Genomic DNA, 12,072 nt, shown 5'->3' on the forward strand with positions numbered 1-12,072 from the left:
TGCACACGGTGATCCCCCTGGTGCCGGGCACCTCGGTGGCCGGGCGGGTGGTGGTACGCGGGTGAGGTCAGCCGTGTTCGGAGGGCGACGGGCTGCGCGGTTCCGCGGCGGGTCCGGGGACGGCGGGGGTGCCCGGCCTGACGGCGTCGGCGCGGACCAGGTCGCGGATCGCGGGTACGGCGAGCAGGGCGACCGGGACGACGAGACTGACCACTCCGGCCGCGAGAAGCACCTGGTCCGCGCCGAGGGCCGAGGCGGCGGGCCCGGCCAGGGCCTGGCCGACGGGCATCATCGCCAGGGAACCGGCGACGTCGTACGCGTGGATGCGGTTGAGGACGTCGGACGGGACCTGGGTCTGCACGCTGGTCGCCCACATCACGCCCCAGAACGACATGCCCGCCCCGGCCACCGCCGCCCCGAGCGCCATGGCGGAGATGCCCAGACCGGCGCCGACGGCGGCGGGGAACCCGGCGAAGGCGAACAGGGCGACCGCTCCGGCCCGCAGCATCCGGCGGGGGCGCAGCCGCAGGGCGAGCAGACCGCCGACGACGGTGCCGGCGCCGAGGGCGGAGTTGATCAGGCCGTAGGCGCCGGGGCCGTGCCGCTGCACCACCTCCGTCGCCACCAGCGGCACGGTCGGGCCCCATACGGCGACCATGTACAGACACCAGACGGCGATGACGGCCCACAGCCAGGTGCGGGCCCGGAACTCCCGCCAGCCGTCGACGAGATCGGTCCGGAAGGTGCCGGAGCCGGGTGCGGACGCGGCGCCGCCCGGGGCCGGCGGGGGCAGGCGGATCAGCAGCAGGCACAGGGCGCTCACGGCGTACGTGGCGGCATGGGCGGCGAACACCCCGCCCGGCGAGGCGAAGCCGACGAGCACACCGGCCAGCGCGGGCCCGGCGAGCTGCGCGGCGGACTCCGCGATGCGTATGGCGCCGTTCGCGCCCTGGATGTCGGTGGCCAGGCGGGGGACGGTACTGGCGACACCCGGCTGGAACACGGCGCCCGCCACGCCGTTGGCGAAGCCGATCGCGCAGATCTCCCAGAGCACCACGTGATCGGCGAAGAACAGGGCGGCGGCCAGGGCCTGGGTGCCCAGCCGCACCAGGTCGGCGCCGATCATGAGTCTGCGGGTGCTGAAGCGGTCGGCGACGACTCCGCCGAAGACGACGAGCCCGGCGAAGGCGGCGGCCGTCGCGGCCATGGCGAGACCGACCGCGCCCGCGCCGTACCCGTGCTGGAGGAGACCCGCGGCGAGGGCCACCGGCAGCATGGTGTCGCCGAGCCGGGCGACGGCGCGGGCGACGAAGAACAACGCGAAGTCCCGCGACCAGACCGGCCGCACCTTGCCGTACACCCGCTCGCCCTCCCCGACGACCCGCGCGAGCCCCCCGTGCTCCCGCTCCCGCTCCCGCTCCCGCCGACGGATCATGCCACGCGGCACCGGCGATGGCGACGCCTGCCGGCGCTGTCGTCGGCGGTCATGAGTCCGTCGTCGGGCGGCCCAGTCGCGGGTACGTCTCCAGCAGGCCGGGCGGGGCCGCCTGGCGCCAGGAGTCGGCGAGGATGTCGCGCAGTTCGTCCTCGTCCTCCAGCGCGGCGAGCCGGGTCCTGACCCAGGCGAACTGTGCCTCGTGGCCGGCGATCCAGAACTTCTCCGGCTCGGCCAGGACCAGTTCGTCGCGCTCCTCCTTGGGGCAGCGCACGGCGATGGAGGTCTCGTCCTCGGGCAGTGTGGCGAACATCTTCCCCTCGACCCGGAACGTGGGCATGTTCCAGGCGACCTTCTCCGAGGTGTCCGGCAGGGACAGGGCGACACGTCGTACGTCTTCGGCATCCGGCATGAGAGGCACGCTAGCGCCCGCCACCGACACTCACCCGGGGCGAGCGCGCCGCCCACGCGCCGGCAGGACAGGGGGACGACCGCGCCTCAGAGTTGGGCCGCCTCGCCCAGCGCGTCCAGCACCGGGCGGATCAGGGGGTGCTCCTCGGCCCCCCGGCGGACGGCCGCGAAGACGCGGCGGGTGGGGGCCACTCCGTCGACCGGGCGGACCACCACCGCGGTGAGGTCCATGCCGCGCAGCGCCGACCGCGGGACCAGGGCCACCCCGGCGTCGGCCGAAGCCAGCGCCACCACCGCGCGGAAGTCGTCCGAGGAGTGCTCCAGGCGGGGCTGGAAGCCGGCGTTCTCGCAGGCCAGGACGACCACGTCATGGCACGGGTTGCCGGGATAGGGGCCGATCCAGGGGTCCTTGGCGAGCTCCGCGAGGGGGACCTCGGGAACGTCGGCGAGCCGGTGGGTGACCGGGACGACCGCGTCGAAGGGCTCCGCGTACAGCGGGACATGGGTCAGCCGGGGGTCGTCGGCGGCCGGGGCGCCCCGGTACTCCACGGCGACGGCCACGTCGACCTGCCGGTCCAGGACCATGGGAAGGCTGGCGTCGCCCTCGGCGTCCTGGACCCGGATGCGGATGCCGGGCGCCGCCATGGCGAGGCGGGCCACCGCGGGCGCGACGACCTGGGCGATGCCGGTGGCGAAGGCGGCGACGGTGACCGTGCCGGCCGCACCCGAGCCGTAGGCGGCCAGTTCCGCCTCCGCCCGCTCCAGCTGGGCGAGGACCACGTTGGTGTGGCCGAGCAGGATCTCGCCGGCCGGGGTGAGCCGTACGCCCTTGGCGCTGCGCTCCACCAGGCGGTGACCCGTCTCCTGCTCCAGCGCGGCGAGCTGCTGGGAGACCGCCGAGGGGGTCAGATACAGCGCGGCGGCAGCCGCCGTCACCGTGCGGTGGTCGGCCACCGCACGGAGGATGTGGAGCCGCCGCGCTTCGATCATGGGTCGATTCTCTCAAATGACCCCTATGGCGCTGATCAGGCGCCCCCTGCCCGCCGCCGGGGAGCCCGGGGCGCCGCTCTCAGGCCTCCGGCTCGGCCCGGGGCCGTGCTCTCAGGCCCCCGGCCACGCCCCGGGCCGCGCTCTCAGGCCTCCAGCTCGGCCCGCGCCGCCACGAAGGCGTCGACCGCGCGGTTCACGTCGTCCGTGGAGTGCGCGGCGGACAGCTGGACGCGGATACGGGCCTGGCCCTGCGGGACGACCGGGTAGGAGAAGCCGATCACGTACACGCCGCGCTCCAGCAGCAGCTCCGCGAGGCGGGACGCCCGGGACGCGTCGCCGATCATCACCGGCGCGATGGCGTGGTCGCCGGGAAGGACGTCGAAGCCCTCCTCGGTCATCCGGCGACGGAACAGGGCGGTGTTCTCGGCGAGCCGGATCCGCAGGTCGTCCGCCGACTCCAGCAGGTCGAGGACCTTCAGGGAGGCCGCCGCGATCACCGGGGCGAGGGTGTTGGAGAAGAGGTACGGGCGGGAGCGCTGGCGCAGCAGCGCGACGATCTCCGCGCGGGCGGCGACATAGCCGCCGGAGGCACCGCCGAGGGCCTTGCCCAGGGTGCCGGTGATGATGTCGACGCGGTCCATGACGCCGTGCAGTTCGGGGGTGCCGCGGCCGCCGGGGCCGACGAAGCCGACCGCGTGCGAGTCGTCGACCATGACCATCGCGTCGTACCGGTCGGCGAGGTCGCAGATCTCGGCCAGCGGGGCCACGTAGCCGTCCATGGAGAAGACGCCGTCGGTGACGATGAGCTTGCGGCGCGCGCCGCCCTCACCGGCCTCCTTCAACTGCCGCTCCAGGTCCGCCATGTCGCGGTTGGCGTAGCGGAAGCGGCGGGCCTTGGACAGGCGGATGCCGTCGATGATCGAGGCGTGGTTGAGGGCGTCGGAGATCACCGCGTCCTCGGCGCCGAGCAGCGTCTCGAAGACACCGCCGTTGGCGTCGAAGCAGGAGGAGTACAGGATGGTGTCCTCCTGGCCGAGGAACGCCGACAGCCGCGCCTCCAGCTCCTTGTGCACCTCCTGCGTACCGCAGATGAAGCGCACGGACGCCATGCCGTAGCCCCAGCGGTCGAGCGCCTCGTGGGCGGCGGCGACCACCTCCGGGTGGTCGGCGAGGCCGAGGTAGTTGTTCGCGCAGAAGTTGAGGACCTCGCCGGGACGGCCGCCCGCGGTGACGCTCACGGTCGCGGACTGCGGGGTGCCGATCACACGCTCGGGCTTGTGCAGACCGGCGGCGCGGATCTCGTCGAGGGTGGCGCGCAGGTCGTCACGCACGGAGTCGAACATGGGGAAAGCTCCTAGGAATGCTTGCGCCGGAAGGACGTCAGACGGTCCAGTCGAGGATGATCTTGCCGCCGCGGCCGCTCGCCGCGTCGGCGAAGGCCTCCTCGAAGTCGCGGTAGCCGTAGCGGCCGGTGACCACGGGGGCGAGGTCGAGGCCGCCCTCCAGCAGCACCGACATCGCGTACCAGGTCTCGAACATCTCACGGCCGTAGATGCCCTTGATGGTGATCATCGAGGTGACGATCCGGGCCCAGTCGACCGCGAACTCCTGGGACGGCAGGCCGAGCATGGCGATCCGGCCGCCGTGCGTCATGTTGGCGATCATGTCGCGCATGGCCTCGGGGCGGCCGGACATCTCCAGGCCGATGTCGAAGCCCTCGCGCAGGCCGAGGGTGCGCTGGCCGTCGGCGATGGTGGCGTCGGAGACGTTCAGCGCGAGGCTGACGCCTATCTTGCGGGCGAGCTCCAGGCGCTCCTCGCTGACGTCCGTCACCATGACGTGCCGGGCGCCCGCGTGCCGGGCCACCGCAGCCGCCATCAGGCCGATCGGACCGGCACCGGTGATCAGTACGTCCTCGCCGACCAGCGGGAACGACAACGCGGTGTGCACGGCGTTGCCGAACGGGTCGAAGATCGCGGCGATGTCGAGGTCCACCGGGACGCGGTGCACCCAGACGTTGGACGCGGGCAGGGCGACGTACTCGGCGAAGGCCCCGTCGCGGCCGACGCCGAGACCGACGGTCGCCCGGCACAGGTGGCGGCGTCCGGCCAGGCAGTTGCGGCACTTGCCGCACACCAGGTGGCCCTCGCCGCTGACCCGGTCGCCGGGCTTGATGTCGGTGACGTCGCGGCCGGTCCCGACGACCTCGCCGACGAACTCGTGCCCGACCACGAGCGGGGTGCGGATGGCCTGCTGCGCCCAGCCGTCCCAGGCCCGGATGTGCAAGTCGGTGCCGCAGATGCCGGTCCGCAGGACCTTGATCAGTACGTCACCGGGCCCGACGACGGGCTCCGGGACGTCCGTGAGCCACAGCCCGGGCTCCGCCTTCTCCTTGACCAGCGCCTTCAACGGTACGGCTCCTGTGGGTGAGGTCCCGGCCGCGGGAATGCCGAAGGCGTCCGTATCCGGGGAGAGGAGTGGAATCGCCTAGCAATCTGCCGTACCGCGGGGCCCTTGGCCATCGAGGTTTTCTTAAGCGGAACCGCAGCTTTCCTTCACGCCCGGCCGTCCGGCCAGCACCCGCACGCCCCCGCGGCCCGGTCCGCCGGGCCCGTCCGGTCCCCCGGTCGGCCCAGTCCGGGCGTCCCCCTGTCGGCCCAGCCGCCCGGCCGACGGGGGCCGGCCCCCGCGTGCCCGGCCCGGTCCGCTCAGAGCGGGAGGCCGCCGCGCTCGCACCGCTCCAGGCGGGCCGCCAGCTCCGCCGCCGTCGACTTGATCGTCTCCAGCCCGGTCCTGCCCCAGGTCCGGGGCGCCGCGTCGGCCACGCAGACGGTGCCCAGCACCATCCCGGTGGTGTCGAGCAGCGGGGCGCCGAGATAGGAGTGGATGCCGTACTCGTAGACGATCGGGTTGCCGGCGAACCGCGGGTAGTCGCGGACGTCCTCCAGCACCAGCGCCTTGCGCCGGACGACGACGTGCGGGCAGTAGCCGTGGTCGCGCGGCAGCCAGCGGCCGACCTCGGGCCGGCCGGCCGGGACGGCCCGGCGGAGCTCCGGGAGGTGCAGGCCCGCGAAGAACTGCCGGTCCTCGTCGATGAAGTTGACCATGGCGTACGGCGCCCCGGTGAGGTGGGCGAGGCGGTCCGCGAAGGCGTCCAGCGCGGGTTCGGGCCGCTCCCCCAGTCCCAGGCCGCGAAGCCGCCGGGTACGGGCGGGGGCCTCCTTGTCCTCGGGGGTGAGCAGCAGCCGTCCCGCCAGGCGAGGTGGGTCGTAGCTCATGGCCGGACTCCGGCCGGTCGGGCGTGGGTCATCTACGGGCTCCGTGGGCGGTGTGGGTCACATGTGGGCGCCGCGGCTGGGCTCGGGGGCGGCCGGGGCATGGGCGATGAGATGGCGTACGAGGGTCAGCAGGGTCTGCACGCCGGAGGCGGAGATCCGGGCGTCGCAGCGCACGACGGGGATCGCGGGGCCGAGGTCGAGCGCGGCGCGGACCTCGTCGGGGGCGTAGCGGTGGGCGCCGTCGAAGTCGTTGATCGCCACGATGAAGCCGAGGCCGCGCTCCTCGAAGAAGTCGACGGCCGCGAAGCACTCCTCCAGGCGCCGGGTGTCGGCGAGGATGACCGCGCCGAGCGCGCCCTCGGAGAGCTCGTCCCACATGAACCAGAACCGCTCCTGTCCGGGTGTGCCGAACAGGTACAGGACGTGTTGCGGGTCGAGGGTGATGCGGCCGAAGTCCATCGCCACGGTCGTCTCGACCTTGTTCTCGATGCCGTCGAGGTTGTCGGTCGCGGCGCTGACGGTGGTGAGCAGTTCCTCCGTGCTGAGCGGCGCGATCTCGCTCACCGTGCCGACAAAGGTCGTCTTGCCGACGCCGAAGCCGCCCGCCACCAGGATCTTCAGCGCGGTGGGGAAGGGGTCGGGTCGGTCCGCGTACTCAGAGCTGTCGTCGTAGTCCATCGAGCACTGCCTCCAGAAGGGCCCGGTCGGTGGGGTTGTGGTGGAACTCGGGTGGCTTGGTGGTGAGTACCCCGCAGTCGACCAGGTCGGACAGCAGCACCTTGGTGACCACCGCCGGCAGTTTCAGATGGGCGGCGACCTCGGCCACCGAGACGGGTGCGCGGGACAGGGCGAGAGCCTGCGCGTGCTCGGGGCCGAGATAGCCGAGGGGGGTGACTCCGGTTGCCCTGACCTGCGAGATCAGGTCGAGCGCGATGCTCGGCCTGGTGCGGCCGTTGCTGACCGTGAAGGGTCGCACCAGCCGTCCGGCCGCGTCGTCGAGCCAAGGCCCGTCGCCGGCCGTCGCCATGCTCAACGCCTCATCACCGGAGGTTCGACGGCGTGCTGCCGGGGCGCGGTCACCAGGTACGGGCGGACGCTCTTGACCAGCATCGACATCTCGTACCCGAGCACCGCCGCGTCGGCCTCGCGGCCGGCGAGCACCGCGAGACACGTACCGGAGCCCGCGGTGGTCACGAACAGCAGGGTCGAGTCGAGTTCGACCACCACCTGCCGTACGTCGCCGCCGTCGCCGAAGCGGATACCGGCGCTGCGCCCGAGGGAGTACAGGCCCGAGGCCAGGGCGGCCATGTGGTCGGCGCTGTCGTGGTCGAGGCCGTGGACGGACTTCACGAGGCCGTCGCAGGAGAGGAGGACCGCACTGGTGGTGTGCGGCACGCGCTGCACGAGGCCGCTCATCAGCCAGTCGAGATCGGATACCTGACCGGTCGGCGCATCGCTCGCCATGGTGGATCGACTCCTTGGGGTACGAGGGTCCGCGGGAGCGGTGGGGGTGGACGTGGGGGTGTGCGCGGAGGTGGTCATCCGGCTGGTGCGCTCCCGTCGTGCCGGGTGGTGTGGTGGTCGGGTGCCGGAGCGGGCCGGCTGTCGCGCGCGCCGTGCGCCTCGGGGGACGCGGGCGCGTGTGCGGGGTACGCCTGGGCTATGGCGGTCGTGTCCAGGAAGGACCGGGGTACGGCGGCGGGGGGCGGCGTCGGCACGAGCGCCACGTCGCTGAGGGACGCGCCGGGGGGCGCCGCCGACTCCAGGCTCTGCTGCGCCTCGGCGAGGCCGACGCCCCGTTGGAAGGCGGCCATCAGACCGGGGTCGTGTCCCGCGACGAACTCGGTGTCCTGGCGCGGCGCGGGGCCGCCGCGCAGCTGGGGTGCGATGTGCTCCTGAGCGCGGCGGCGGGGCAGCTGGGGCTTGCCCATGGTGCCGCGCACGGCGCCGTTGCGCGGGGCGGGCAGGCCACCGGCCGTGTTCTGCGCGACGGTCCGGCGTTCGTCGGGGCGGATCCCGGGGACGGCCGACGCGGGGGTGGACCGCTCCCCTCGCGGGCCGCGGACGGGGAGGGGGGCGGGGGCGGCTCCGTCGGGCTGCGCGGCGGGGCCCTCGTCGGTGTGGAGAGCGACCGGTCCGGATCCGGCTCCGGTCCCGAACGGCACCGCTTCGCCGCCGTTCGGCGGGGTCGGGGCCGACGCGGTGCCGTTCGGTGGTGTCGTCGCGCGCGTCCCGCCGTTCAGCGGCGGGGCCGAACCGCCGCCGGGCGCCGCGTCGGACGGCCCGGCGCCGGACGGGGTCGTGGAGGAAGAGGAAGGGGAGGAAGGGGAACCACCACGACGGGAGACCGGCACCGGGCCGCTGATGCCCGACACGGGGACCGAGCCGCCGACCCCCGGCAGGGTGGTGGAGCCGGTCGCGGCCATCCGGACCGGCTCGCTGACGCCCGGCGCGGGAGGCAGAGGGCCTGCGGCCGAAGCCGAGATCTGAGGCGGAGCCGGTGCCGGACCTCCACCGGTCCTGGTCGGTGCCGGACCTCCGCCGTTCCTGGTCGGTGCCGGTCCCCCGCCGTTCCGGAGCGGTGCCGGACTCCCGTCCCCCGGCCGCGTGGCCGGTCCCCCGCCGTGCGCCGGGGCGCCCTGGACCTGCTCCCCGCCGCGTGGTTGGCGGTGCCGGGCTCCCGACGGCGCGGCGCCGGGGCGCGGGGGCGGTCCGCCCGGGCCGGCCGCCCGGGCCCGCGGCTGTGGTCCCGTCGAACCGTCCGTCAGGGCCTGTTGCGGTCCTGTCCCGCCGTCCGGCGGCGCCTGCTCCGGCGGTACGGCACCGACCGCGCCGACGGCGCCCGGCATCGTGCCGAGCAGCGCCTGAGGTACGACCAGGACGGCCTGGACCCCGCCGTAGATGTTGGTCTGGAGACGGACCCTGATGCCGTGCCGGCGGGCGAGTTGGGACACCACGAACAGTCCGATGCGGCCGTCGGCCAGCAGCCGGGCGACGTTGACCTGGTCGGGGTCGGCCAGCAGCGCGTTCATCCGGCCCTGTTCCTCGACGGGCATGCCCAGTCCGCGGTCCTCCACCTCGACGGCGAGCCCGGAGGTGACGAGGTTGACGCGCATCAGCACCTGGGTCTGCGGCGCGGAGAACACCGTGGCGTTCTCGACGAGTTCGGCGAGCAGGTGGATGACGTCGGCGACGGCGTGCCCGCGCAGCTCGCCGTCGATCGGCGGGACGAGCTTGACCCGGGAGTACTGCTCGACCTCGGCGATCGCGGACCGCAGCACCTCGGTCATGGAGACCGGGTTGCTCCACTGCCGGCGTGAGACCGCTCCGCCGAGCACGGCGAGGTTCTCGGCGTGGCGGCGGATGCGGGTGGCGAGGTGGTCGACGTGGAAGAGCCCCTTGAGCAGGTCGGGGTCCTCGATCTCGTTCTCCAGCTCGTCGAGGATCGAGATCTCGCGATGGACGAGTGACTGGAGCCGCCGGGCGAGGTTGACGAAGACTTCGAGCTTCTGCTCGCTGCCGGTCTGGCTGGACAGCTGGGCGGCCTGCACGACGGCGGTGACGGCGCCGTCGTGCGCGCGGGCCAGGTCCGCGGCGAGCAGTTCGAAGTCGTCGGCGTCCGCGGGCGGGCCGCCGCGCGGCTTGCGCTGGGGCGCGTTCTCCCCGCGGCGCAACGCCTCCACCACGGCGCGCAGTTCGGCCTCGCCGCGCGCGCTGCTGCGGCGCAGTGCGCCGACACGGTCGTTCACCGAGCGAGCGGCGCGGTCGGCGGCCACGGCGGCGATCACGATGCCGGCGACGGTGACCGTGAGGGCCGCGGTCAGCACCGCCCACAGGGTGAGACCGTGTTCCCCCCCGGCGGTGCGGGCGGTGACCAGGATCGCCGCGCACGCGCTGAGGGCGACCGCGACCGGCGGAAGCACGGCGAGGCGCAGGAGTTGGGACCGTATGTGGGTCTCGGGCAGCGGAGGGGCGGTGCGGGATACCGGCCGGCCGTGCCGCCCGCCGCCCTCACGGCGGTCTGCTCGTGCGGCCGGTGCGCGGAGGTGAGACATCGGTGTCCTCGTACTGGTCCGTCGGGCCTGGTTGCTCGCGCGGGGTGCGCAGCTCGGGCATACGCCATCGCGGTGTCGCTGTCGTTGTCGGTGCCGGTCGCGAGAGACCGGGAATTCGGCCCTGCGTCGCCCGACGGACACTCACAGTAGTCGCCACCGCATCACGTGCGGTGGGCAGTTGACAAAGTCCTACGGCGAGCGTCCCGCTCTGGTATGAGGCGTCGTACGACAGACCGATAACCCCCTCAGACCTCCGCTCGCGAAGGGCATCCGAAGGGGTGGTGAACGGTCTCACCCGATCAAAAACAGTCACTGTCGGTAAGGTGCCGGCTGACGGCTCGACCGCGGGGCGGCGCGACACGGCCTGCCCGCGGCGTGGCAGGACACGGCCCGACCGAGGCGCGGCACGCGACGGTCCACTGCGGCGTGGCAACGGCAGACCGGTGCCCGGCCCCTGGCGTCCTGGACGGCGATGGCGTCCACACGCCACCCGCGACACGACGACACCGCCCGACCGCCCCGCGTGCACCGCGCACGGGGTCCCGGCGGCCGCCGAGGGAAGCCGCCCCGGACCGGCCTCCGCCGCTCCCCGACTCCCCCTGCTCCCCTGGCTTGCCCTACTCCCCCGGCTTCGCTCGCTCCCCCGACTCCCCTTTACGGCCCGGCTTCCCTTGCCCCCCGGTGCACCGCCTCCCCCGCGAACTACTCCCCCGCGAGAGCCGGTTCCGGACCGGACGACGCGACCGGCGGCCAGGTCGGCCAGCCCTCGACGGGCGGCTTCGCGACGGCGCGCCACCACGGGTTCGCGGGCGACGCCTCGGTCGGCTCGAACGGCTCCCCGGCCCGCGGCGCCGCCAGCCTCGCACCCGCCGCGTGCAGGGCGCGCATCGTGCCCTCGCCCGGCTCCGCCCAGGGATGCGGGGCCAGGTTGAAGGTGGCCCAGTGGATCGGCAGCATGACCCCGGCCGCCGGGTCGCCGGACTGGAGGTCGAGGTGGGCCCGGACGCCTTCCTCCGGTGTCATGTGGATGTCGGGCCAGAACTCCGAATACGCGCCGATCTGGATCATCGTGGCGTCGAACGGGCCGTGGTCCGCGCCGATGTCCTTGAAGCCGTCGAAGTAACCCGTGTCACCGCTGTGGTAGACCCGGTGCCGCTCGCCGGCCACGACCCAGGACGCCCACAGCGTGTGCTGGGTGTTGCGCAGCCCACGCCCGCAGAAGTGGCGGGCCGGGGTCGCGGTCAGGGTGAGCCCGCCGATCCTGGTCGACTCGTGCCAGTCCAGCTCGCGCAGCCGGTCGGGGGACACACCCCAGCGCTCCAGATGGGCGCCGACCCCGAGCGGCACGGCGAACAGGGTGTCCGTGCCGGCCAGTTCCCTGATCGTGGGCAGGTCGAGATGGTCGTAGTGGTCGTGGGAGATGACGACGACATCGACCGGGCCGAGCGCGGCCAGCGGCACGGGCACCGGGTGCAGCCGCTTGGGTCCGGCGAAGGCGAACGGCGAACAGCGCTCGCCCCAGACCGGGTCGAACAGCACCCGGTGCCCGTCGATCTCGGCGAGCACGCTGGAGTGTCCCATCCAGGTGAGCCGCAGTCCGGTGGCCGGCGGCCGGGCGAGGTCGGCGAGGGTGGTGGCGTGGACCGGGATCGTGCCGCTGGGGGCGCGGCGGGACTTGGACTCCTTGTCGAAGTAGGCCTTCGCCAGGGTCGACGCCGAGCCCGAGGGCCGGATCCGCGAGGCACCGCCGGGGTTCTGGAAGACCCCGTCCTTGAAGTGGGGTGATCTGCGGATGCGCGCCATGCGCTCACCGCTCGGGTCCGCGCCGAAGGCCGCGGGCCGCAGTGCGCGGAGCCCGGAGCTCGGGGAACGGAAACCGGTCACGGCACCTCCAGGTGGGGTC

Annotated in this window: 11 protein-coding genes; all 11 read right to left on the bottom strand. The window is 73.8% G+C overall.

What is annotated here, in order from left to right; translation table 11 throughout:
- Window positions 1-67 precede the first annotated feature (67 nt).
- Complete coding sequence (locus tag ACWCQK_RS01265; RefSeq protein ID WP_451150542.1) at window positions 68-1,435, bottom strand: MFS transporter; 1,368 nt, start codon at window positions 1,433-1,435, stop codon at window positions 68-70.
- Between the two features lie 49 nt (window positions 1,436-1,484).
- Window positions 1,485-1,847: an MmcQ/YjbR family DNA-binding protein gene (locus ACWCQK_RS01270; protein ID WP_451150544.1), complete on the bottom strand. Its 363-nt coding sequence runs from the start codon at window positions 1,845-1,847 to the stop codon at window positions 1,485-1,487.
- Window positions 1,848-1,933: 86 nt separating this feature from the next.
- On the bottom strand, window positions 1,934-2,836 hold the full coding sequence (locus ACWCQK_RS01275) for a LysR family transcriptional regulator (RefSeq protein ID WP_451150546.1): 903 nt from the start codon (window positions 2,834-2,836) through the stop codon (window positions 1,934-1,936).
- A gap of 143 nt (window positions 2,837-2,979) precedes the next feature.
- Window positions 2,980-4,179, bottom strand: coding sequence for a glycine C-acetyltransferase (locus tag ACWCQK_RS01280; RefSeq protein WP_451150548.1), 1,200 nt, complete (start codon window positions 4,177-4,179; stop codon window positions 2,980-2,982).
- A gap of 37 nt (window positions 4,180-4,216) precedes the next feature.
- Entirely contained in the window at window positions 4,217-5,245 is a 1,029-nt protein-coding gene (tdh, locus tag ACWCQK_RS01285) for an L-threonine 3-dehydrogenase (protein ID WP_451150550.1), read from the bottom strand.
- A 299-nt stretch (window positions 5,246-5,544) separates the two neighbouring features.
- A complete protein-coding gene (locus ACWCQK_RS01290; RefSeq protein ID WP_451150552.1) occupies window positions 5,545-6,114 on the bottom strand; it encodes a GAF domain-containing protein in 570 nt (189 codons plus the stop codon).
- Window positions 6,115-6,171: 57 nt separating this feature from the next.
- Entirely contained in the window at window positions 6,172-6,792 is a 621-nt protein-coding gene (locus tag ACWCQK_RS01295; RefSeq protein ID WP_451150554.1) for a GTP-binding protein, read from the bottom strand.
- Complete coding sequence (locus ACWCQK_RS01300) at window positions 6,770-7,141, bottom strand: DUF742 domain-containing protein (RefSeq protein ID WP_451150556.1); 372 nt, start codon at window positions 7,139-7,141, stop codon at window positions 6,770-6,772. Before ACWCQK_RS01300 ends, ACWCQK_RS01295 begins: the two co-directional genes overlap by 23 nt.
- Window positions 7,142-7,143: 2 nt before the next feature.
- Window positions 7,144-7,578 carry a roadblock/LC7 domain-containing protein gene (locus ACWCQK_RS01305; protein WP_451150558.1) on the bottom strand — a complete coding sequence of 145 codons (435 nt, stop codon included), beginning with the start codon at window positions 7,576-7,578 and terminating at the stop codon, window positions 7,144-7,146.
- A gap of 74 nt (window positions 7,579-7,652) precedes the next feature.
- Entirely contained in the window at window positions 7,653-10,169 is a 2,517-nt protein-coding gene (locus tag ACWCQK_RS01310) for an ATP-binding protein (protein WP_451150560.1), read from the bottom strand.
- 702 nt (window positions 10,170-10,871) lie between these two features.
- On the bottom strand, window positions 10,872-12,053 hold the full coding sequence (locus tag ACWCQK_RS01315) for an MBL fold metallo-hydrolase (protein ID WP_451150562.1): 1,182 nt from the start codon (window positions 12,051-12,053) through the stop codon (window positions 10,872-10,874).
- Window positions 12,054-12,072: the final 19 nt, after the last annotated feature.

This window comes from Streptomyces sp. NPDC002306 (assembly GCF_053593435.1).

Excerpts from the sequence above, each read along its gene's own strand:
- ACWCQK_RS01265 (WP_451150542.1), bottom strand. The coding sequence starts at position 1,435 with ATGATCCGTCGGCGGGAGCGGGAGCGGGAGCGGGAGCACGGGGGGCTC.
- ACWCQK_RS01270 (WP_451150544.1), bottom strand. The coding sequence starts at position 1,847 with ATGCCGGATGCCGAAGACGTACGACGTGTCGCCCTGTCCCTGCCGGAC.
- ACWCQK_RS01275 (WP_451150546.1), bottom strand. The coding sequence starts at position 2,836 with ATGATCGAAGCGCGGCGGCTCCACATCCTCCGTGCGGTGGCCGACCAC.
- ACWCQK_RS01280 (WP_451150548.1), bottom strand. The coding sequence starts at position 4,179 with ATGTTCGACTCCGTGCGTGACGACCTGCGCGCCACCCTCGACGAGATC.
- ACWCQK_RS01290 (WP_451150552.1), bottom strand. The coding sequence starts at position 6,114 with ATGAGCTACGACCCACCTCGCCTGGCGGGACGGCTGCTGCTCACCCCC.
- ACWCQK_RS01295 (WP_451150554.1), bottom strand. The coding sequence starts at position 6,792 with ATGGACTACGACGACAGCTCTGAGTACGCGGACCGACCCGACCCCTTC.
- ACWCQK_RS01300 (WP_451150556.1), bottom strand. The coding sequence starts at position 7,141 with ATGGCGACGGCCGGCGACGGGCCTTGGCTCGACGACGCGGCCGGACGG.
- ACWCQK_RS01305 (WP_451150558.1), bottom strand. The coding sequence starts at position 7,578 with ATGGCGAGCGATGCGCCGACCGGTCAGGTATCCGATCTCGACTGGCTG.
- ACWCQK_RS01310 (WP_451150560.1), bottom strand. The coding sequence starts at position 10,169 with ATGTCTCACCTCCGCGCACCGGCCGCACGAGCAGACCGCCGTGAGGGC.